This window comes from Nonomuraea sp. NPDC004354, assembly GCF_053602555.1.
The window spans coordinates 41,147-62,825 of record NZ_JBSGDV010000032.1 but is presented as its reverse complement, the minus strand read 5'-3'; the positions used below and the strand labels follow the sequence as shown (position 1 = coordinate 62,825).

Here is a 21,679-nt window from a genome sequence, read left to right as displayed (position 1 = left end):
TTCTACCCGATGCTCCAGCAGGTCTACGCCGACCGGCTCAAGACCTGGGCCGACTGGCAGGACCTTTCGGCGGAAGCGCACGGCAACCTCGACCAAGGCGAGTGATCACGTCGTGCTGGCTGGTTCAGGAGGTCACGGCCCTTGAGCAGCAACCGATCGGTCAACGACATGAGCCAGTTGTCGCCATCACCGTTCGATCGGGCCGGCATCGGTGGAACAGGGCGACTCAAGCGTCCTTGATGGACAGCCGGCTGGCGGAATCAGCCCGCGTGACCGTGTTCTCCGGTTCACGCCGGGTGAGTACCAAGGGGGCGTCCTCGGTGATGGCGACCGTGTGCTCGGAGTGGGCCGTGCGCGAGCCGTCCGCCGACCGGATGGTCCAGCCGTCGGCGTCATAGACGATCCGGTCGGTCGTGCGGGCGAACCAGGGTTCGAGCGCGAGGGTCAGGCCCGGCCGGAGCGTGAGGCCGCGCCCTTCCCGGCCCTTGTTGGAAACGTGGGGCCCCTCGTGCATGGTGCGGCCGATGCCGTGGCCGCCGAACTCGGTGTTGACCGGATAACCGTAGTCGTGGGCCACCGCCGCGATGGCCGCCGAGATGTCACCCAGGCGGTTGCCTGGACGTGCCACCTCGATCGCCGCCTCCAACGCTTCCTCGGTGGCGCGGATGAGCCGCAGGTCCTCCTCGGCGGCGGTCCCGACGACGACCGTGCGCGCCGAGTCGGCCACCCAGCCGTCCACGCTGACCGCGAGGTCCGCGCTGAGCACGTCGCCGTCGCGCAGCGTGTAGTCGTGGGGTAGGCCGTGCAGGACGGCGTCGTTGACCGACAGGCAGATGACGTTGCGGAACGGGCCGCGTCCGAAGGACGGCGCGTAGTCCCAGTAGCACGACTCCGCCCCGCGCCGTTTGATCATGCCGCGCACGTGGCGCTCCAGGTCCAGGAGGTTGACGCCCACGTCGGCGAGTCGGCCGACCTCGGAGAGCACCTCGGCGACGAAACGCCCGGCCACGTGCATGCGTTGGATCTCCGCAGGCGTCTTCAGTTCGATCACGACTACCTCGCATCACAGGGTGTTGGTATTACTATACCGGCACCTTAACACTTGCCGGTATAGTAATACCAGCCCTATCCTGGGAGCATGGTCCGCCAACCGCTCACACCTGAGCAGATCGAAGCCGGCAGACGTCTCGGCGCCCTGCTGCGCCACGCGCGAGCGGGACGCGACCTCGCGGAAGTCGCGCACGCGGCCGGCATCTCGCCGGAAACCCTGCGCAAGATCGAGACCGGACGACTGCCGTCCCCCGGATTCGGCACGATCGTCTGCCTCGGCGAGGCACTCGACGTGCCGGTTCAGGAGCTGGCGGCTACCTGGCGCGGCAACGACGTACCGCTGGAAGCCGTCTCGTAGCCGCTGTCGCGCCCGCCCACGGAGTCCCCGCGGACACCGGCCGGCCCCTCCTCCAGCGCCTGCGCCCGGTTGAGCACCACGCTGTCGGCCCGGTCGACGGTGCAGGAGGAGACAATGCCGGCGTCGTGCGCCCGGCGGCCTGACCCCGCGGCCGGGTCGCGGTCATGACGAGGTAGGTGCTGCCGCGCCGGACGTCAGAGCCGCCTGCACGATGCGGATCGCCTCGCCCGCGTCGATGCCGACGCTGGCGATCACGGCCGCGTAGTCGGCGGCGGCCCGGCGGGCCCGCTCCCGGCCCTCCTCGCCGGCGGCCGACACGAACGAGCCGGCCCTCCCGCGCGTCTCGATCAACCCCGCCTCCTCCAGTTCCCGGTAGGCCCGGCCGACCGTGTTGACGGCCAGGCCGAGGTCGGCCGCGAGGTGGCGGATGGTCGGCAGCCGGGCGCCCACGGCCAGCGTGCGGTCCTGGATCTGCCGGGCGAGCTGGGCCCGCAGCTGCTCGAACGGCGGCACCGGCGAGGCCGCGTCGATGACGATCATCGGACGCTCATGGCCCGCCGGGCCACCGTCGCGCTCGACGGCGTCCTGGCATGGAGCGCAACGCACGCGACCAGGCCCAGGATCAGATAGGCGACCGAAGCGGCGCTCCACCAGCCGGGCGCGGTGCCGAACAGCAGCACCATGGGCAGCGACCACTGCACGTTCGGCGTGGTGAGGTCGCGGGCGTCCTCGACGCGCATGATGACGTCGGCGGTCAGCGACTCCTCGTCCTCCGCCACCACCGGGTGCCTGAGCAGGTGGCGCAGCTGCATGGCGATGATGGCTGTCACGCCGAGCAGGCCGATCAGCAGGACGACGGCCAGCTGCCGCACGGTGGGGTCGGGAACAGCCAGGGCGCTCCCGACCAGCACCATCCCACCGGTGAACGTGGCGACCGCGAAGACGGCGTACGGCTGGCCGAGCACGGCCCGCCAGCCCGGCTGGATCAGGTGGGCGGCCCTTCGGGACAGCGTCGCGCCCGCCCGCCGGTCAACGCGTCGCACCCACCAGTCGAGCAGCGACTGTGCCAGCAGCAGTGCGGCCACCAGCGCGGTCAGGGCCAGCAGCGGCAGCGGGCGGTACGGCGAGGGGCCACCAAAGGTGGAAGCGGCGGCGAGCGCGCTCGCAAGGATCAGCACGGCCAGGATGACGTGAGCGGCGAGGCGGGCGCGTCTCCTGACCGCCAGCCGGCTGGCCAGCAGCGGGGTCGGGCGGGCACCGGCCAGGTCGTGCTGGGCCAGCCACGCGCTCGCCAGTCGCAGATCGGCCGCACGCGCCGGCGGGTCGGCGTCCGGTAACGGTTCACGGGTCATGGCGGCTCCTTTGTCGCAAGCTTTGTAGCAACATAGTGCGTCATACCTTGCGACAAATCAACGCTCCGTGGGCTCTCGTCGTCCCGGTGCGCGGAGCCCCGGCTCAGCGGCGGCCGTCGCCGTGCACCATCAAGCCGACGGCGGCCGTCGCCGTGGACCATCAAGTGGACGGCGGGCAGCGCCGGCCACGGCCCCTCCCCGGGTGCGTGCCCCGGACGGCCGAGGCCGAGCTCCGCGAGCGTCGCGCCGAGCGGGGCCACGGCCGCCGGGACCGCCTCCCGGTGTGCATTGCGCTCACCCGGGTCGACGCCCTTTGGATGTGACCGTGGGGGCGGAATCGACTGATTCCGCCCTCTCCCTGGCGACACCGGCTCAGGCCGGGGCGGGCAGATGGATCGAGGCGAGTTTGGCCGGGTCGACGACGATGTGGATGCCGGTGATCCGGCCTTCGGCGACGGAGAGAGGGGTTCCGTCGGGGCGCCAGGACACTGCCAGTGAGGGAGATATTCCCAGGTGCGCGCCGCGCACCGAGCCGGACGGGCCGATGCCGTCGTGGATCCGGCCGGTGTCATCCAGCGCCGGCTCGCCCCCGGCCAGGGGAAGATCGTCACGCTCGCCTGACGGCAACTGGTCGTTCACCGATCCGGTGCGCGGCGTCGCCGGCATCGGCAAGGGCACGATCGTACGACGGGTTTCCCGGTGGGCGGGTCAGGCGTCGCGTCTGTTCAGCAGGACGGCCGCGGCGAGCAGCGTGACCGCGATCCAGCCGAGGTAGACGGCGAACCCGGTCCACGGCGCCAGCCCGACTGCCGGGTTCACCTGGGTGACCTGCATCCCGGCGTTGGAGGTGAAGTGGTCGCGGATGAACCGCCCCCACGTGCCCGGCAGCATCGCCACCATGCTGGGCAGCACCAGAATCAGCGAGATCGCCGCGACCATCGCGCCGGAGGTGTGCCTGATGAGCGCGCCGAGCGCCAGCCCGAACAACCCGCTGGCCGTCAGGTACAGGCCCGCCCCCACGACGGCGCGGAACACGCCCGGCTCGGTCAGCGCGACCGACAGCCCCTCGCGGGCGAACACCGCCTGGCAGGCGAAGAACGCGCCGAGCGCCGCCACGGTGCTGACCGCCATGGACACGACGGCGAACACCACCACCTTCGCGGCGAGCATCCTGATCCGGTTCGGCACGGCGGCGAGCGTGGTGCGGATGGCTCCCGTCCGGTACTCGCCGCTGATCACCATCACACCCGTCGAGGCCAGCGCCAGCGCGGCGAACGGCAGCCCCAGCAGGCTCATGTCGACCAAGCCGATCTTTTCGAGGGCGTTGGGGTAGCCGGACACCGCCAGCGCCGTCACAAAGCCGGCGGCGAGCAGGAGCACGCCCGCCATGACGAGGGTCCAGACGGTGGAGCGGACCGAGCGCATCTTGGTCCACTCCGAGCGCATCACGTCGATCATGAGGTGTACTCCAGACTGTCCTTGGTCAGCTCCATGTAGGCGGCCTCGAGCGTCGGCTCCACGAACGTCAGCTCCTCCAGGGCCAGCCCCCGCTGGGCGGCGAGCGTGCCGATCTCCAGGGGCGCCATCCCCGTCACCCGCAGGTGGTCGTGGCGCCGCTCGGCGCCCGGAAGCAGGGCCGTCATCTCCGCCAGGTACGGCGAGCGGACCCTCACATAGCCCTGGGAGCTGCGCCCGATGAACTCCTCGACGCTGGTGTCGGCGATCAGCCTCCCCTTGCCGATCACGATCAGGTGGTCGGCGGTCTGCGCCATCTCGCTCATCAGGTGGCTGGAGACGAAGACCGTGCGCCCTTCGGCGGCCAGCTTCCGCATCAGCGTGCGGATCCACACGATCCCGTCGGGGTCGAGCCCGTTGACCGGCTCGTCGAACAGCAGGATCTCCGGATCACCAAGCAGCGCCGCCGCGATGCCGAGCCGCTGCGACATGCCGAGAGAGAACCCGCCCACCCGCCGCCTGGCCACCTCGGCCAGGCCGACCAGCTCCAGGCACCCCCGCACGCGCGAGGCGGGCAGGCCGTTGCTCTGCGCGATGGCCAGCAGGTGGTCGCGGGCGCTGCGCCCGCCATGCACGGCCTTGGCGTCCAGGAGCGCGCCGATCGTGCGCAGCGGATGCCTCAGCTTGGCGTACGGCACGCCGTTGACGGTGGCGGTGCCGCTGGTGGGGTGGTCAAGCCCGAGGATCATCCGCATCGTGGTGGACTTGCCTGCCCCGTTGGGCCCGAGAAATCCGGTGACCCGTCCGGGGGTGACGTCGAAGGACAGTCCCGCCACGGCCGTGGCCGGGCCGTACCGTTTGGTCAGATTGGTGATACGTATTGCTGTCACGCCAATAAAGTTAGTTTACTGATCAGTAACTTCATCCTTGCTTGACCGCTTCGCGGGCGCCCGAGTAGGGGCTGCCCCTCCTGGTTCCCCGATCACGTCTGCACTTTCAGCCTCGCAGGCAACAAGAACTGTGTCACACATCACTGAGGGACACGTGTCACCAGTCGGCCACGGCGGCCTGGCGCTCGCGGTCGCGCCGGCCGACGTGGGGTCAGCGCACATAAGAGCTCTTGCAACGCATCATGGCCAAGACCCGCCACAAGAACCGCGTCCCGCCATGCGCTACACCCGCCCCCGTGGCGAGGCCATCGCTGAGATAACCGGCATCCTCGTCCCACCGCCGCGCGCATTGACCAAATCGTCAACCAGCCGAATACGGCGCGCTGCTCACCCTGGAGACACCGGCCGCCGAACTGCCGCCGTGGGACACCCTGCACGCACGTGCACATCTCCGACCCGACGGTGGACGCCATCCGCAGGGCGCTGCGGGTCGGTACCGCACCAGGCCCGCCGCCGTACGACCCGGCGATGCTGCGCCCGACCGGCCTCCACCGTGGACATTCCGGCGCCCACTTGGGCCGATCGGCACGCCGAGCCGGACGCCACTGGTGCATCCCTACTCTGGTTGGCGCAGCTCAACGAGTGGCCGCCGCACCGGGTGGCCGCCGGGCTGGGCGCCGCCGCCCGCCGAAGAGCGCCTCACCCGATCCATCAGATCGCGACCGGGTTCGGCCAAGGCACACTCTCCTCGGGCCACCCCATGACCTGACGCAGGAAGACAACCGCGCCCGCTCCTCAGCACGGCACGGGGTGTTGGTACGAACCGTGACACCGGCCGCTCAAATAGTTGATCTTGAGTGACGGCGGGACGGTGGCGGCCGGGAGTCTGTGCTGGTGTCCCGTAGAGGATCGCTCATGATGGCCCTCCACCAGGTCCTGCCTCCACTCAGGTCCGTGCGTTGAGCTCCAAAGTAGCTCTCCGTCCGCCGTGGTCACGGTGCGGTGCGTTGACGACCAGGTCAACGTCCTCGGGCCTCTCCCGATCGCCGAACGGCATGCGAGAGGGCGAGTGAGAGGACGACGAGGACGAGCCCGGCCGCGGGGGCCTGCCCGAGGGCGGCGGAGGCACCCCACGCGTCGGCGGCGCGCCCGGCGAGGGACGCCGCCAGTGCCGAACCGGCCGCACTGGCGGAGTTGTTCCAGGTGAAGGCCTGGGTGACGACGGCTGGGTGGACGGCCTTTTCCGTGAGCACGTTCAGCAGGACGAGCGTGGGCGGTACCGCAGCCTCCGTGACCACCACAGCCGCGCCGAGCCAGAGGGCGGACGTTGCGAGGGGAAGCAGCAACGCCGCGCCCGTCAGACAGGCGGTGGCGATGACGAGTTGGCGGCATGGTGGGGCGGGGTGCGGTTGCAGCCCGTAGAGCCAGCCGGAGACCAGCCCGCTGAGGCTGGAGGCGGCGATGATCGGCGCGGCCGCGCCGGGAATCCCATGACTGGTGGCGAAAGCGCTTACCGACACCCCCAGAGTTCCGAAGTACAGCCCGATGGCCAGGTTGAGCAGGGCGAGAAGGAGGAAGGTCGGCTGCAGCAGGGTCCGTCCGGTGCGTGCACGTCCGGCCTGTTCAAGGGCGGGCGGGGGCGCGGTGCGGCCCTACGCGGCCAGCGCCCCTCCCCCGCCGAGGATCAGGGCTACGGCAATAGCATGCCGGAACCTGGGATGCCGCACAGCGTCGGCCCCATCGGCACTCTGATCCATGTGAGGCAAGAAGGGTCGTGGAACTTGCCTCAACAGTGGTCGGGTGTCCGGGAGGGATTTCACCTCTCGGTCCCCCGTACCACATGTCGGTCATCTGCGAAAACCTGCCCGCGGACGCGATGGCTTCCAGAGCGCTGTGACGACCTGCTGTGAGAGAGGCGCTGTCCCGCGAGATCGGCTCCGTGCAACGGGTCGGCGCGGTGCGGTTTCCTCGACGGCCGAGCACGGTCCACTGATACGACCACGAGAAGACCGCCCATGCCGGCGAGGGTGGGCGCTTCCCCTTGGTGGATGCCCCCGATGCAGCGCGCCCGATTCATCACAACATCGCCGCTGGTGTCGGTTTCACAGGCCGATGTTCGACTTGGCGCCCATGTAGGAGCCGGCCCCAGGCCACCCGGCCTGGGCCAGCTCGACGAAGCGGGAGCCGAAGCCCAGCGAGGGCAGGTCGGCGAGCGGCACGAACCGCACGCCGCGGATCGGGCGGGTGTCGACCCTCTCGGCAACGGCGCCCAGGGTGCCACTGACGCGGGTGGCCTCGAACGTCATGTGGATGACGTGGGTCCCGCCGCCGGGCAGGTGATCGCACACGTACAGCAGCCGGCCGACGTGCACGTCCACGCCGGTCTCTTCGCGCATCTCGCGGACGAGTGCATCCGTGAGGGTTTCCCCCTCCTCGACCTTCCCGCCTGGCAGTGAGTAAGAGCGGCGAGTGTCGGTGTCCTGGTCGAGCAGCAGAATCTGGTCGTCTTCGACGAGAATGCCGGTGACTCTCACGTTCATCACGCGGGCACGCTACCCCGCAGGGTTCCCGCTGGATATGGCGGGCCGTGAACGGCGTCGAGCTGGGATCTGGCTGTCGGAGAGCGGCATCGCCGGCGTCTGCCGGCGGCGGTTCACCGCGACCAAAGCCAGGGCCACGAGCGAGGTTCGGCTGGTCTTCCGCACTGTTGTGAATCTGGCTCTTCATTTGTGAACAATGCTCATGTATGGTCGCCGACACTATGAGGAACCGCTGGTTGTCGCCGATCGCCGTCGCCGTGCTGGCCGCCGTCATCGTCCTGGGAGCGGCGTTCGACCCGTCGGGGCTGGCCGCGCCGTACACGTGGGCAGGAGCCGACCTGCTACCCGTCGCCGGGCTCTGGCAGGTGGCCGCGCCGGCCGTCTACGTGCCGCTGCTGCTGGCGGGGGTCGGTGTTCTGGCGTGGGCGGTCGCGCGCGGGCGTGCCCCGCTGCGCACGGCACTGCTGGTGTGGGGCGCGGTGGTGTGGTCGGCTATGGCGGCCAAGCTGCTGATGTCGCTGGTCATGGCCTTCGGTGATGTGGTCTACCTGACGTGGTCGACCGGCTTCACCGGCGTCAAGGCGGCGGTCTTCGGCCTGCCGGTCCTGGCAGCCGCCTGGCTCACCCAACTCCTACGCCGCCTCCCCACCCCACCCCCTTCGATCTCGACCTCCCCGCCGTCCCCAGGGTCGGGCGCTGGACCCGCTGCGGCCTCGGGGTCGTTCTTACCACCGGCTTGGGGGCCGGGGTGGGTGGCGGCGGGGGTGGCCGTGGTCTTGGGCGCGTCGGTCGGTGGGGCGTGGTGGGGCGGCTCACCCGTCGGGTACGCCATCGGCGACTCCCCGCTGGCCCCCGCGCCCGAGGCCGGACCACTGGGCTGCCTCGCCGCCGTCACCCTGCTGGGCGTGATGACCTGGGCACTGAACCGCTGGCTCAGTGCCACCACCTCGCCGCGGGCCGTCGTGGCCGGGATCTCCGCGCTGGGAGCGGCCGCGACCCTGGGCCTGGTCGAGGTGGCCATCGGGCTCCCCAGTGACCTGGCGGGCGGCGACACGTTCTGGGCACCGGCGATCATGCTCCGCCTCGCCCCCGCGCTCTCCTTCGGCGCCCTCCTCGCCCTCGCGACGGCAGCCCTCGTCGCCCTCCTGCCCGCCACCCTCCCGGCGCGGAGAACCACCCTTCTCCCGGCGCGTAAGGGCGTCGCCTCTTCTACGCCGATACGGATGGCGGCTGTCGTGGCCGCCGCGGCGCTCGCCGTACCGCTCCTGCAGCCCGGCACCACCACCTCGCAGCCACCACGCACCAAGGGCCTGACGCTCTCAGCAGACCGCAGGATCGTCGACGCCGACGGCAACGAGGTGCTGCTGCGCGGCGTGAACGTCAACCAGCTCGAAGACTACTTCCAGAAATTTCCGGACCGGGCGGTGACGCGACCGCTCACCGAGGCCGACTTCGCCGGCATGGAGCAGATGGGCTTCAACGTCATCCGCCTCGCCGTGTCCTGGTCAGCCCTGGAACCCCGGCCCGGCCACTACGACCCGGCCTACCTGGCCAGGATCTCCTGGGCCGTCGAGACCGCGGCCAAGCATGGCCTGCGCACGGTCATCGACATGCACCAGGACGCCTGGGGCAAGGGCGTCAACGCCGCCCCCGGCACCACCTGTGAGAACGGTTCCCCGATGCACGGCTGGGACGGCGCCCCCACCTGGGCCGACCGCTTCGACGGCGCCCCCAAGTGCGAGTTCACCGGACGCGATATCTCTCCGGCCGTCGCCCGTGCCTTCACCAACTTCTACCAGGACAGGGACGGCATCCAGACCCGCCTGGTCGCCGCCTGGGGCATGCTGGCGGAGCGGTTCGCGAACGAGCTGATGGTCGCCGGATACGACCTGCTGAACGAGCCCGGCTTCGGCGAGGCCCCGCCGATCACCTCCGGCGTCCTGCTCGGCCGCTACTACGACCGAGCGATCAAGGCCATCAGGGCGGGCGAGAAGCGCGGCTTCCCGCACCTGGTCTTCTTCGAGCCGTCCGTGCTCTGGTCAGGTCTCGGCTTCGAGGCCTCGGTGCCCAAGGACTTCACCGACGACCGGCTGCTCGTCTTCGCCCCCCACCTCTACAACGAGTCGATCACCATCGACCAGGGCACCGGCCTCACGATCACGAGCATCGAGCGCGGCTTCGACCTGGCGAGCCGGGCGGCGGCGTACTACGGCGCCGGGCTCTGGTCGGGTGAGTGGGGTTGGTTCGGCGACCCCGCCTCCGCCCCGATCACGAGATACACCGACCAGGAGGATCGGCACCGCATCGGCGGTGCGTTCTGGGTCTGGAAGCAGTCCTGCGGCGACGCCCACGCCGGAGCCGAGTCCAAGACCGGCGGCAACCTCATGATCGAGGACTGTGTCACGGGGAAGGACCTGCCCCCGCCTTCTGAATACGTCGCCGAGCTCTCGCGCCCCTACCCCCGCTCCGCCCCCGGCCGCCTGACCGGCCTCACGTCGGACCAGGCGAGCCTCACGGCCCAGGGCGAAGGCAGCGGGTGCGGCCTCGACGTCTGGTTCCCCGGCAGCGTCCGGCCGGCCGTCCGCAGTGCCGGAGTAACGGGTGTCGCCGCCCGGCAGGCACCGGGCGGCTGGCGCATCACCGGCTGCACCCGGGGTGCCTACGCCCTGGCCGCACACCGCCAGTGAGCCGGTCTTGAGTACCTCGGACCAGGTGTGTCGTAGTGGCCGGAGTCGGCCGGCTGGAGGTTGCGCGACCGGGCGGTGTGCCGGCCTGGGCCAGGGCGTGTCCCAGGGTGAAGACGGCCTGCGCGGGGGCGTGCGGCGCCGGGAACCGTACGGCCTCCGCCATGATCGACAGTCCGCGTCGGCCCTATCGCCCGGCGGCGAACTGGATCAGTTCGACCACGTGGCGGTCGGGGTCGAGCACGTACACGAGCCGCGCGCCGTCCCAGTGCCCGTGTCCTGACACCGTGACCGGCTCCTCGGTGAGCGGGTGGACCCCGGCCTCGGCCAGGCGCGCGAGCAGCCCGTCGAGGTCCTGGACGCCCATGGCGACGTGCCCGCCGCCCACGCTGCTGACCGGCGGCGCGACCGACGGCGCGCTCCTGGGCCTGCGGTACTCCAGCAGCTCGATCATCTGCCCCCGGCCCGCGTCGAGCATGGCGAAGGCGAGCCAGGCGTCCTCGATGCCCGCGGCGCGGGCCTGCGCCTCGCCTTGGTCGAGCAGCGGCATGCCGAGCAGGTCGTGGTAGAAGGCGAGCGAGGCCGCCAGGTCGGCGCAGGTGAGCCCCGCGTGGTCGAGTACGGGCGTGGTGATGGTCATCGGGCGGCTCCGGTGAAGGTGTGGTGGAGGTGGTCGGGGAGGGTGTCGCGCGCGAGCAGGTCCTCGATGCTCTCGGCCCGCCGTACCAGGTGGGCCTGCGTGCCGTTCACCAGCACGGTCGCGGGGCGGGGCAGCAGGTTGAGGTTGCTCGCGTTCGCGTCGTTGTAGGCGCCGGTGAAGCAGAAGGCCAGCAGGTCACCCGCGCTCATGGGGGGCAGCGTGGCGGTGCGCGCGAGCACGTCGGACATGCAGGAGCGGCCGACGACCCGGACTTCGACCGCGGTCCCGGTCTCCGGTAGCCGTACGGGGGTCACCGGCGGGCGGCCGGCCTGGTCGGGAATCTCGGAGAGGAACATCTGCGTGGTGTCCGTCTCATACCAGGTGAAGGGGAAGGGTTGGGTCTGGCGCTTCACGTTGAGCACGGTAGCCACGTGGATGCCACACGGCCCGAACAGCGCGCGTCCCGGCTCGACCTCCAAGGTACGGCCCTCGACGCCGATGCCGCCCGACGCCAGGCCCTTGGCCAGGTTTTCGCAGACGACCTCGGCGTAGCGCTCGATCGACGGCGGGACAGGGGGGACGAAGCTCGGGTTCGCCCGGCCGAACCCGTCGACCTGCGGCGCGAATCCGCCGCCGACGTCGATGGTGTCCGGCGTCCAGCCGCCCCACAGCTCCGACACCTCGGCGGTCAGCTCGCCGAACCGCCTGCTGAACCCGCCGATGACCGACAGGTCGGTGGTGTAGCGGCCCATGTGCATCATCACGCCGGTGACCCGCAGTTCCGGCGCGGACAGCGCGCGACCGGCCTCAGCCAGGTCGTCGTGAGGGACGCCCGACTTGTAGGTGCCGTAGATGTCGGCGATCGACACGCCGAAGGCGTCCATGCGAGCGTCGGTCTCGTAGTAGGGCCGCAGCCGTATCCGCAGGTTGGCCTGCTTGCCGACGGCGCGGGCCGCCGCCACCGAGAGTTCGATCTCCCGCACGTCGTCGATGGTGACGCGGGCGCCGAGTGCCACGGCGCGCTCGATCGTGGCCCGGTCCTTGCCGGTGCCGTTGAGCGAGATCAGGGCGGGGTCGGTCCCGGCACGGACCGCGACCTCCAGTTCGCCCGCGCCGACCAGGTCGGCGCCCATGCCCTCCTGCGCGAGCACTCGCTGGAGCGCGAGGACAGGGTTGGCCTTGACCGCGGGCAGCACCACGACCTTTCCCCGGGGCCAGGCCCGCTCGAACGCGGCGCGGATGCGGCGCGCCTGCCGTCGCAGGGTGGACTCGGACAGCACGAACAGCGGTGCGGAGAACCGCTCGACCAGGGCGTCCACTGGCACGTCCTCGATCAGCAGGCGGCCGGACTCGCGGCGAAGCATGCCGTCCGACAGCGCTACCGCAGCGGCGTCATAGGATGCGCTCATGACGGGCAAAATAGTTGATGGGATGCTTATAAACAACTGCTTTTCATAGCTTGAAGCACCAAGAGATAATATTTCCGCTGATCCGGCGTGTCGGGGGGCCGCGTGACGGACAGGCGACGGTCATGCTTCGATTGCGGGGTGACCGATGCCCTCCACGACAGCCGCGAACCCCAGGATTCGCCCGCGCTGGACGAGATCGACCGGCGGATCATCGCCGAGCTGCAGGACGACGGCAGGCGGACCTACGGGCGGATCGCCGAGGCGGTCGGGCTCACCGAGGCGCCGACCCGGCAGCGGGTGGCCCGCCTGACCAGGTCCCGGCTGATCGAGATCGTGGCCATCACCAACCCCGGTGCTTTCGGCTTCCGGCTGCGGGTCGCGGTCGGGTTGCGCTGCGAGGGCGACCTCGACGCCATCGCGGCCACGATCAGCGAGGTGGACGAGGTCGACTGGCTGGTCGCCACCGCGGGCCGCTACGACCTGATCGCCGAGCTCCGCTGCGTGGACGAGCAGCACCTGTACGGCCTGCTCGCCGAGCGCATCCGCACGGTCCCCGGTGTGCGCGACATCGAGACCCTCCTGTATCTCAACCTGTTCAAGGCCTCCTACTCCTGGCCCCCCGGCTCTGGCAGACGGGTGCCGGACGCGCCTGTCGGCGCCCGGCGATGCCCCCCGGTCCTGCCTGCGCTGACCGACAGCGGCGAGGAGGTGACGCTGGACGCGGCCGACCGGCGGATCGTCGCCGAATTGCAGGAGGACGGGCGGCGGACCTACGGGCGGATCGCCGAGGCGGTCGGGCTCAGCCTCGCGCCGACCAGGCAGCGGGTGGCGCGCCTGATCGACACGGGCGTCATCAAGATCGCGGCCATTATCAACCCGAGGAAGGTGGGCTTCCTGCACCGCGCCGCCATCGGCCTGCGTTGCGAGGGCGACCTGGACGTGATCGCCGCGGCGATCACGCAGGTCGACGAGGTCGAGTGGCTGATGGCCACCGCGGGAGGCTTCGACCTGATGGCGGAGGTCAGCCACCTGGACGCGGAGCATCTGCATCGGTTGGTGTCCGACCGCATCCGTACGGTGCCCGGCGTGCGCGCGGTGGAGATCATGGTCTTCCTGTCCATCTTCAAGGTCAGGTATCCGTGGCCGCCGGGGATGACACGGGTCTACCCGTAGCCGGCGGGGCCGTAGGGGCCGTCAGCGCCCCTCGGCGCACCAGCAGGGAACACCGAACGACAGCACCGGTTCCCGTGCTGGAGTGGCAGGCGCTGGTGTGTGGGCGCGCGTTGGTGGGGTGCGTCGTGGTGGCGTCGGGTTGCCGTTCCAGCAGCAACACGAATCGAAGGTCGTAGGGCCGTTTCTGTGGTGCGAAGGCATGCCGAAGGCACCGACCGCGGCCCTGCCGCTCACGCCGTACTGGGCCGACAGGTAGACCGTCAGCGTGCCGATGTGCTGTGCTCAGGTGGTTGGTGTCAGGACGACGGGCAGTGCCTGGACTGAGTTGGAGAACAGCGACGGGACGGGCATCAGGTCGGCGGCGGGGACGGCGAGCGCCATGCGGGGATAGCGGTCGAACAGGGCAGGCAACGCCAAGGCGCCCTCGAGCCGTGCCAGGCCCGCGCCGGGGCACACGTGGGCGCCGCCGCCGAAGGCCAGATGCCGCTGCGGGGCGCGGGTGATGTCGAACCGGTCGGCGTCGGGGCCGTGCTGGTCGGGGTCGCGGCCGAGGAGGCTGTAGGGGGCCAGGATGGCGTCCCCTTCCGGGATGGTGACGCCGGCGACCTCGAGATCGCTGAGGGGGTAGCGGGCCATGAAGTTGCCGATGGGCGCGTCCCAGCGCAGGACTTCCTCGACGATGGCGGCCCAGGTGCCCGCCGGATCGGCGACGGCCCGCCGGCGTGCCGCGGCCAGCTGGGCGGGATGGGTGAGCAGTGCCCGGACGGCGTTGAGGAGCAGGCTGAGGGTGGTTTCATGGCCGGCGGCGATCATCAGCCACAACGTGCCGACCAGTTCCTCTTCGGTGAGCGCGTCGGGGTCGTCGCGCCGGGCGGCTATTAGGGCGCTGGTCAGGTCGGGGCCGGGTTGCTCGTGGCGGAGCCGGACGACCTGGCCGAGAACCTGGTAGATGTCGCACTGGGTCTGCACCACCTCCTCGGGCGGGGTGGTGGAGCGGAAGATGCTCTCCACGAGATGCCGCAGCCGGGGCCGGTCGGCGTCGGGGACGCCGACCAGTTCGCACACCACCCGCATGGGGATGGGGTAGGCGAAGTGCCGGCGCAGATCGACGACGCCGTCAGCGTCGGCGTGGGCGGGTAGCTCGTCGACGACGTCGGTGATGAGGGCGGCGATGCGGGGGCGCAGCTGTTGGATGCGTCGCGGGGTGAGGGTGCGGGTGACCAGGCGGCGGAGCCGCTGGTGTTCGGCGCCGTCGGCGGTGACCATGTTGGTCACCTTCAGCATGCCGACCAGGGGCCAGTCATCGCCGATGTCGCCACGCCGCACGCAGGTCCACCTGTGCCAGTCCTTGCTGATGCGCACGTCGTTGAGCAGTTCGAGCATCAGCTTGTGGCTGGTGACGGTCCAGGCGGGAATGCCGCCGGGCAGGATGACGCGCACCACGCTTCCGGCGGCGCGCAGGCGGGCGGCCTCGCCGTGGTGGTCGGCGCCGGTGGGATCCAGCGTGATGACGGGCACCTGCCGGCCGTCGGCAGGGGCGGAGCCGGCTAAGTGGGGGCAGCCGCTTGAAACGGCGGAGCCGGATGCGGTGGCGGGCCGATCGTGTGGGGTCATGTGGTCCTCCGGGTGTGATGAGAGGGAAAGCATCGCCTCGTACGGTGCCCAGCCCGCCGCCGTTGACGCGGCCGGCCAGGCGCGGGTCGGTCAGCATCAGCCGGAGCGTCTGGGGGATCCAGATCAGGGTGGTTTCATACCCGTCCGAGACCATGACGACGATCGACTGCGGGATCTCCGCGCCGCCGTGATCGTACGGCCGGGCCCCGCCGGCAGGTGGCCGTGCACTTCACCGGCCCGGCCGACGCGGCGCTGAAGTCCAGCCGGCAGTCGGTCCTGGAGGGCATCGTGGGCAAGCGCGCCGACTCACCGTACCGGCCGGCCACGTCGGCACGGGGTTCACCGACCGGGTGCGCCTTCGGTGTAGATCGTGGCCATGCCCTGCTCATCGATGACGCAATGTTCGTCGAGAGCCTTGCGCTCGAGTCGGCCGCGTAGGTCGCTCTGGTCGCCCGCGATGCACAACTCGGCTCGTAGCGGAGGCGCGCCGTAGTACGGGCCGTTGTCGCCGGGGCAGTCGAATACAGCGGGGTTGGGATTTTCGCAGCTGCTTCCCGGTGGAGGCTTGCGCTTGTCTTCGGGGTGCCCGAAACCCGCGACATGCATCATCTCGTGAATGAGAGTCTGGGAGATCTCCGCATCACCCTTCGGGAAAAGAAGTTGAAAGTTGACTTTCACCTCTGTGCTGCCCGGGGGATGGGCGCCGAGCGTCCCGGGCTTGTCGAGCGTCGTGTGATGAATGGAGAAATCGTAGGCCCGGAGGAGATTCTTCTTCTCCTCCGCCGACAGGTTGTCACATCCTGCGATACGTCTCAGCGCGAACCTGTGTCGGTCGATCAACCTGTTCCGGTTCGCCTCGGAGATGTCGTTCGCGAAAGTAAAGTGCAGGAGGCGGAAGTTCATCGGGAAAGCCGGTCCAACGGTGTTGCCGATGACGTTATGGCCCCATACGTCACCGTCACCCCTGAAGACGATGAGACGGTTGACACTCGGCGCCACGAACCTGTCCATGGCACCGTTGATCGCGACCTTCGCTCCGTCGAGCTTGAAGCCTGGCCCGATGGTGTTGTTGATGACGCCACCCGGATCGACCTCATGGCACCAGACGTCGCCACTTTCCGTGATGACGAACATGCGGGAGCCCAGCGTGGCCACGAACCTGTCGACGGGGCCGTTGAAGGCGACCCTCGCTCCCCCGCACTTGGTGCCCGGTTTGATGGTTCTGCCGGTGATCTCATGACTCCAGACGTCGCCGCTTTCTGTGATGACGAACATACGGTTGTCATTCTTGAGGCCACTTGTGACCACGAACCTGTCGACGGGGCCGTTGAAGGCGACTCTCGCTCCGTCGAACTTGAAGCCCGGCCCGATGGTCCTGCCGGCGATCTCATGGCCCCAGACGTCGCCGCTTTCCGTAATGACGAAGATGCGGTCGTCCTTCGTGACCACGAACCGGTCTATGGGGCCGTTGAAGGCGACCTTGGCTCCGTCGAACTTGAAGCCCGGCCCGATGGCGTTGCCTTGGAGATCATGACCCCAGACGTCGCCGCTTTCCGTGATGACGATGATCTGTCCGCCGAGTCCGATGTCATGCACGACCACGAACCTGTCCACGGGACCGTTGAATGCGACGGGGTTGGGTGCAGTCAGAGACATGATCGATAATCCTTTGCAGGACCCACGGGAAAGCACGCCCATTCTGGACTTACCGTCTGACGCCGTTCATTTCCAAACCGGAAGGCTACGCCATTCAGGCGAAAACAGCGCACACCAATCCTAGCGCGCCAGGGTCGACAGAAAACAAGAAAGCGGATTCCTCAATCTCCGAAAGACGGCTGAATATACAGCTAAACAAATGGCCACTAAACCTCGATCTGTCAAGATCTTCCTGCGCAGACCGTGGCCCACAGCGGATCAAGCACCTGATCGGCAGTCATCAGGCGCGGCGGAAGGAGCCGGGGTTCCGGCTCTGCTTCGGCCACCCGGAGTTCGACGTGGCCACGCCACGCCGCTCTCGACGACGGTGAGGATGCCTGGCCGCGCCTGCGCGACGCCCTCGTCCACGGGCGGCCGCTCCATGAGGACCATCTCACACCGATCGCCCTGCTGGCCACCCCCGGGCCGCCCGTCTGATCACGCCGGAGCGCGGACGCGAACTCCTGGCCATGAGACGGGGCCAAACGCAGGTCAGCCGCTACGCGCGCACCAGAGATGCGGGACTCCACAGCGGCGACGCCACCCGGTGGCCGGCCAGTTCCTGCCTTGGCACCGTGAGACCGTGGGCGGCCTGGGCACTCTCAGCCGGTGTGGCGCAGAGCTCCGTGGGTTCTGGCGCACTCACTGCTCACTGGGGATTGAGAAGGTGCCGGATCACGGGCGGCGCCGGCGGGCGTCGTCGACAGAAGGGGCGATGCGGCGGGCCGAGACCCCCGCTACACCGCCCCGCGCCTCGTGCCGGCGGCCGTCAGTCGGCCGGGGCCAGCTCAGCGGCGTGGTCGGCCGCCCACTGCGCGAGCGTGCGGCCCTTCCTTCCGGCCACCTGCTCGAAGGTGGGCGAGACCGAGAGGGGCTCCTCCGCGTACTCTGCCTGGTAGCCCAGGATGAACTCGGCGATCTCCATCGGGAGCCCGGCCTCGATGTAGGCCTGACGGGCCTGCCCGTAGGTCAGTCCCTCGAAGGCGATCGCACGGCCGAGCCCGGTGCCGATCGCCTGCGCCTGCTGCCGGTGGGTGAGCGCCTCCGGGCCGGTCAGGTCGTACGCCTGGCCCGCGTGACCATCCTCCAGCAGGGCGATCGTCGCGACCTCGGCGATGTCGGCCTCGTGGATCGGCACGCCGACGCCATCGGGGTAGGCGTTGCGGACCACGCCCTCCCTCCGGATGGACTCACCCCAGAAATCGAGCTTGTTGACGGCGAACTCGCCGGGCCGCACGTGGGTCCAGGCCGCTCCGGACTTCTCGACGACCTGTTCCACCGCGTGCAGTATCTCGTAGAAGCCGGCCCGCCGGCCCGTGACGCCAGAGCTGGTCAAAGACACGATCCGGGCGACCCCGGCCACCACGGCGCGGCTGACGAAGGCTTCCGCGAGGTCGGTCGCGTGCTCCGGATCGAAGATGCCGGGGATGAGGAACACACCCTGCACCCCGTCGAACGACAGCTCGCCCGGACGGTTCAGGTCACCCTGCACGACGTCGACGCCGTCGGGCAGCCCGGCCGTCTCCGGGTTGCGGGTGAGCGCCCGCACGGGCCGTCCGGCCGCGACGAGCCGATCGACCACGTGCCTGCCCACGGTGCCGGTCGCTCCGGTCACGAGGATGGTCATGGAGAACCTCTCTCTGTGTGGGAAACGAACGATGGGTGCGGGCCCGCTGCCGAAGACGGTAGGACAGGTCCGGCCGACCTCGCACATGGAACGTTCCCACCTGGGCGTTAGTGGCCGTTCGATGTCGTTACACCGGAGAAAGACCGCATGAGCGATCGATCGGGTCATGGCCGAGCAGCGCCAGCCGATCAGGGCCTTTCCGCTTTGCCCTGAAGGTGGCACGGACGTGTGGGGGCGACTTGAGATCCCGCGCGGCGAACCCCCCAGGCCGCGGTCCACATGACCCGCGTGACGTATCGCTGGCTCGGCAATGTCGGCACCGCCGGCGCCTATCTCGCAGCCGTTCACGGTCTGCTGCTGCCGCAACAGCATCTCTAGAGGGCTGACCGCTACGGCAGGCGCCTTCGTGCCCGGCGCGCGGGGCGTTGCCGGAGGAGCGAGTCAGGCCACGTGCAGGTTTGGACTCCGCGTGAGGCCGAGGAGGCCGAGCAGGTCGTCCATCATGTGCTCGAACAGCGGCAGAGGGTCCTCGAAGGCGAATTTGTGGTGTCCGTAGACGGCCATGCAGAGCAGCCCGTAGATCTGCCGCCAGCAGATGACCATGAGCAGCACGACCCCGATCGGGAACTCCAGGCCGACGGTTGTGCGGTAGGTGCGCAACTGCGACGCCAGGACGGGGTCGATGTCCTCGTCGGCGAGGCAGGTCAGCTGCCCTTCGTGCCACAGCTGTGCGAACAGCCGCCCGAACAGGCCGCCCAGCTCGCGCGCGATGACTATCGGGATGCCCTCCTCTGACGCGGCGACCTTGGGGAAGCCGGCGCCCATGAGCAGGTCGAACTCGACCTTGTTGGCCAGCGACCAGTCGAGCACGGCCCGGGTGCCGGCGTGCAACTGGGCGCTGATGTCGTCGGGGTCCTGGCGCTGCACGGCCCGGGCGACAGTGTCCATGAACTCCGCGGTGACGTCGTCGTAGACGGCACGGACGAGGCCTGCCCTGCCGTTGAAGTAGCGGTAGAGGGCGGGGGGCGTCACTCCGACACCGCGGGCCACGGCGGCGACGGTGAGGCCCTCGATGCCCTCCTCCGCGGCGATCCTCCGGGCCACGACCTTGGCGTCGCGTTCGAGCTCGGCCCGCATTCGTTCCCGTCGCGTCAACGCTGTCACTCGCCTATCTTCTCCGGTCTCGCCGGCTGTGGCCACTTGCGGTGAAGAGGCAACACATGGTTAATGGTATTCACTCTTTAATGGATCATCATTGAAACGGCGCGAAGGAGTCCTTCGATGGGTACCCGCAGAGGCGGCTGGCCGGCGACGGTCGTCGCGATTCTCCTGGCGACCACCGGCTGTGCGACGCACGCCGGCCCCGCCGCTCAATCACAGCCGAGCCCGAGCGTCACCGCCACTCCGGACGTCAGGAAGATGGCACTGGCCGAGGCGGCGAAGAGCCTCCCCGCCGTGCTCTCCGCCCCAGGGCCGGTCGCCTGCTCGAGGAATGACGATCAGTGGCAGGCCACGGCCTACGACGAGGCCTTCCGCACCCGTACCGCGACCATCTCCAGCACCACGCTCGCGCCTCTCCTGACCGAGATCGCCACGAAGGTGGGCGGAGAGGAGGCGTTCGTCCGCAGCCTGTGTGGTGCCGAGGGAGATCCCGGCATCAGCCCGGTCTCGCCGGACGGCCGCCGGGTCGCCGTCCAGGTGGACTTCCCGTCCAGCGGCGACCCGACGCACGTCGGCTGGCTGGACCTCAGCACGGGGACATTCACGGACCTCACCGACAGGTCGAGCAAGAAGGGGTACGTCAAGGAGACGTTCTCCGACAAGGACCCCGGATTCGCGCCTGACGGGTCGTTCTGGTTCCGGCGCGACTCCCAGCAGTACTTCTCGGCGGACCCGAACGGCCGGCTGACCCCGCGCCGGCTCAGCCTGGCCTGTTTCAGCAACAGGGACGAGGACACCTTCTACCGCGTCGTGCGGTCGGTCGCCGTGCTATGCCCAGGCATCGTCCACCCTTCCGGGAGGTTCGCGGCCGATCCTGGTGGCGTGGCCGTAGGGATGGCCTTGGTCCAAGGAGTCGAGCTGGACATCCTGGCGAACACGGTCGACCGGTACGCCGACGCTCCCATCCACCTGCCGTTCGGCATGAAGGTCGCCGTGCGCGACGGCGGTGACCTGCGAGACTGCAACCCCGTCGCCTGGATCAACACCACCGACCTGCTCTGCACGGGAGCGAGCAACGACTTCTACACCGTGGAGATCGACCCCAAGACCGCCCGGAACGACCTGGAGTACGTGCAGTCCACCGAGGTGAAGGTGAAGGCTGAGATCGCCCCCGCCACCGAGACAGCGATCATCTCGGTGGCCGTCTCCCGGGACCGCCGCTCTCTGATCATCGCGGCCGACGAGAACAACAGCACCGCCACGGCCAAGCTGTACCGCGCCAGCCTGGTCTCCCCCTCGAAGCCCGTGGAGATCGGCCCGATCCCGGCAGAGTCGCGGGAACACTTCACCCTCTTGGGCAACTACCAGCAGCCCGTACGAGCCGCCAGCAGCTCGCACTGACCGTGAGCTGGGAGGTGTACTGCGGGGACAGCATCTCCGGCCGGTAGGTGCCGACCGTGTAGACGATCTGCTGGTACTCAGTGTCGGCCACCAGCTCAGCGGCTGGCTCGTTGAGATGCTCCTTGAGCTCGGCCCAGCGTGCCCCGGCTGGTTCCTCGGCGTTCGCAAGCACCTGATCGTCGCCGGGCAACACCGGCGGGCAGATCTGACATCCTGATAGTCCTCGACGCCGGCCGGCGATGTGTCCTATGTCATGGAGGCGATGGGCGGGCGCCATCCTGTCCACGAGGTAGGTCAGACCTGAACCAGGCGTAGAGTTCCGCCGCCATCCACGCCGCCCTCGACGCCGCCCGGCAGCAGGGCGAAAACGTCGTGCTCGTGCTCGGCCACGCCGACTACTACCCGCGTTTCGGCTTCGTCCCGGCCTCCGGCCACTCCATCCGGCCACCCTTCGACGTCGAGGACAAGTACATGATGGCGCTCGTCTTCGATCCCGCCAGGTCCGTGCCGTCCGGCACCATCCGCTACCCGGCGGCGTTTGGAGTCTGACCCAGGCTGTTCACCCGGCGGCGTGACGCTGCGCAGTAGATTCCGGATTTACTGCGGCAGCTGGCGCGCCGTGTCATTTTG

At 69.5% G+C, this 21,679-nt stretch carries 18 protein-coding genes and 1 pseudogene; 5 read left to right on the top strand and 14 right to left on the bottom strand.

The features are described from left to right. Positions 1–226: 226 nt before the first annotated feature. The gene (gene map / locus ACWENQ_RS43875) at positions 227–1,051 is read right to left on the bottom strand and encodes a type I methionyl aminopeptidase (RefSeq protein ID WP_452419515.1); all 825 of its coding nucleotides are present in this window, start codon (positions 1,049–1,051) and stop codon (positions 227–229) included. A gap of 87 nt (positions 1,052–1,138) precedes the next feature. Between map and ACWENQ_RS43870 the strand changes: the two genes are divergently transcribed. Then, complete coding sequence (locus tag ACWENQ_RS43870) at positions 1,139–1,408, top strand: helix-turn-helix domain-containing protein (RefSeq protein WP_354918292.1); 270 nt, start codon at positions 1,139–1,141, stop codon at positions 1,406–1,408. 162 nt (positions 1,409–1,570) lie between these two features. Here the strand turns inward: ACWENQ_RS43870 and ACWENQ_RS43865 are convergent, their stop codons facing one another. The 7 genes from ACWENQ_RS43865 to ACWENQ_RS43835 all read right to left on the bottom strand — a co-directional run bounded on the left by ACWENQ_RS43865 (position 1,571) and on the right by ACWENQ_RS43835 (position 7,645). Then, the gene (locus ACWENQ_RS43865) at positions 1,571–1,948 is read right to left on the bottom strand and encodes a GntR family transcriptional regulator (RefSeq protein WP_452419514.1); all 378 of its coding nucleotides are present in this window, start codon (positions 1,946–1,948) and stop codon (positions 1,571–1,573) included. Further along, the gene (locus ACWENQ_RS43860; protein WP_452419513.1) at positions 1,945–2,760 is read right to left on the bottom strand and encodes a hypothetical protein; all 816 of its coding nucleotides are present in this window, start codon (positions 2,758–2,760) and stop codon (positions 1,945–1,947) included. Before ACWENQ_RS43860 ends, ACWENQ_RS43865 begins: the two co-directional genes overlap by 4 nt. A 372-nt stretch (positions 2,761–3,132) precedes the next feature. Next, on the bottom strand, positions 3,133–3,432 hold the full coding sequence (locus ACWENQ_RS43855; protein WP_452419512.1) for a hypothetical protein: 300 nt from the start codon (positions 3,430–3,432) through the stop codon (positions 3,133–3,135). 36 nt (positions 3,433–3,468) lie between these two features. After that, the gene (locus ACWENQ_RS43850; protein ID WP_452419511.1) at positions 3,469–4,218 is read right to left on the bottom strand and encodes an ABC transporter permease subunit; all 750 of its coding nucleotides are present in this window, start codon (positions 4,216–4,218) and stop codon (positions 3,469–3,471) included. Then, on the bottom strand, positions 4,215–5,105 hold the full coding sequence (locus tag ACWENQ_RS43845) for an ABC transporter ATP-binding protein (protein ID WP_452419510.1): 891 nt from the start codon (positions 5,103–5,105) through the stop codon (positions 4,215–4,217). The genes ACWENQ_RS43850 and ACWENQ_RS43845 overlap by 4 nt, the downstream gene beginning before the upstream one ends. 1,019 nt (positions 5,106–6,124) lie before the next feature. Continuing rightward, on the bottom strand, positions 6,125–6,625 hold the full coding sequence (locus ACWENQ_RS43840) for a hypothetical protein (protein WP_452419509.1): 501 nt from the start codon (positions 6,623–6,625) through the stop codon (positions 6,125–6,127). A 582-nt stretch (positions 6,626–7,207) separates the two neighbouring features. After that, on the bottom strand, positions 7,208–7,645 hold the full coding sequence (locus tag ACWENQ_RS43835; protein WP_452419517.1) for an NUDIX domain-containing protein: 438 nt from the start codon (positions 7,643–7,645) through the stop codon (positions 7,208–7,210). A gap of 221 nt (positions 7,646–7,866) precedes the next feature. Between ACWENQ_RS43835 and ACWENQ_RS43830 the strand changes: the two genes are divergently transcribed. Further along, positions 7,867–10,332: a cellulase family glycosylhydrolase gene (locus ACWENQ_RS43830; RefSeq protein WP_452419508.1), complete on the top strand. Its 2,466-nt coding sequence runs from the start codon at positions 7,867–7,869 to the stop codon at positions 10,330–10,332. A gap of 184 nt (positions 10,333–10,516) precedes the next feature. Here ACWENQ_RS43830 and ACWENQ_RS43825 read toward each other — a convergent pair whose 3' ends face one another. Further along, the gene (locus ACWENQ_RS43825) at positions 10,517–10,969 is read right to left on the bottom strand and encodes a VOC family protein (protein WP_449929941.1); all 453 of its coding nucleotides are present in this window, start codon (positions 10,967–10,969) and stop codon (positions 10,517–10,519) included. After that, on the bottom strand, positions 10,966–12,378 hold the full coding sequence (locus ACWENQ_RS43820; protein WP_452419507.1) for a diaminopimelate decarboxylase family protein: 1,413 nt from the start codon (positions 12,376–12,378) through the stop codon (positions 10,966–10,968). Before ACWENQ_RS43820 ends, ACWENQ_RS43825 begins: the two co-directional genes overlap by 4 nt. Before the next feature lie 138 nt (positions 12,379–12,516). Here ACWENQ_RS43820 and ACWENQ_RS43815 point away from each other — a divergent pair, with 138 nt between their 5' ends. Beyond that, positions 12,517–13,551 (top strand): Lrp/AsnC family transcriptional regulator, encoded by a 1,035-nt coding sequence (locus ACWENQ_RS43815; RefSeq protein ID WP_452419506.1) that lies wholly within the window; start codon positions 12,517–12,519, stop codon positions 13,549–13,551. A gap of 282 nt (positions 13,552–13,833) precedes the next feature. Here the strand turns inward: ACWENQ_RS43815 and ACWENQ_RS43810 are convergent, their stop codons facing one another. From ACWENQ_RS43810 to ACWENQ_RS43795, 4 genes are all read right to left on the bottom strand, one after another. Then, a complete protein-coding gene (locus ACWENQ_RS43810; RefSeq protein WP_452419505.1) occupies positions 13,834–15,069 on the bottom strand; it encodes a cytochrome P450 family protein in 1,236 nt (411 codons plus the stop codon). 435 nt (positions 15,070–15,504) lie between these two features. After that, positions 15,505–16,821 carry a hypothetical protein gene (locus ACWENQ_RS43805; RefSeq protein ID WP_452419504.1) on the bottom strand — a complete coding sequence of 439 codons (1,317 nt, stop codon included), beginning with the start codon at positions 16,819–16,821 and terminating at the stop codon, positions 15,505–15,507. An 808-nt stretch (positions 16,822–17,629) separates the two neighbouring features. Continuing rightward, positions 17,630–18,487 carry an NAD(P)H-binding protein gene (locus ACWENQ_RS43800; RefSeq protein WP_452419503.1) on the bottom strand — a complete coding sequence of 286 codons (858 nt, stop codon included), beginning with the start codon at positions 18,485–18,487 and terminating at the stop codon, positions 17,630–17,632. 441 nt (positions 18,488–18,928) lie between these two features. Then, a complete protein-coding gene (locus ACWENQ_RS43795) occupies positions 18,929–19,651 on the bottom strand; it encodes a TetR/AcrR family transcriptional regulator (RefSeq protein WP_452419502.1) in 723 nt (240 codons plus the stop codon). Positions 19,652–19,768: 117 nt separating this feature from the next. Between ACWENQ_RS43795 and ACWENQ_RS43790 the strand changes: the two genes are divergently transcribed. Both ACWENQ_RS43790 and ACWENQ_RS43785 read left to right on the top strand, forming a co-directional pair. Beyond that, positions 19,769–21,049, top strand: a complete 1,281-nt coding sequence (locus ACWENQ_RS43790) for a hypothetical protein (protein WP_452419501.1) — start codon at positions 19,769–19,771, stop codon at positions 21,047–21,049. Between the two features lie 318 nt (positions 21,050–21,367). Next, positions 21,368–21,598, top strand: a pseudogene (locus ACWENQ_RS43785) (transferase); the annotation flags it as partial. Positions 21,599–21,679 lie beyond the last annotated feature (81 nt).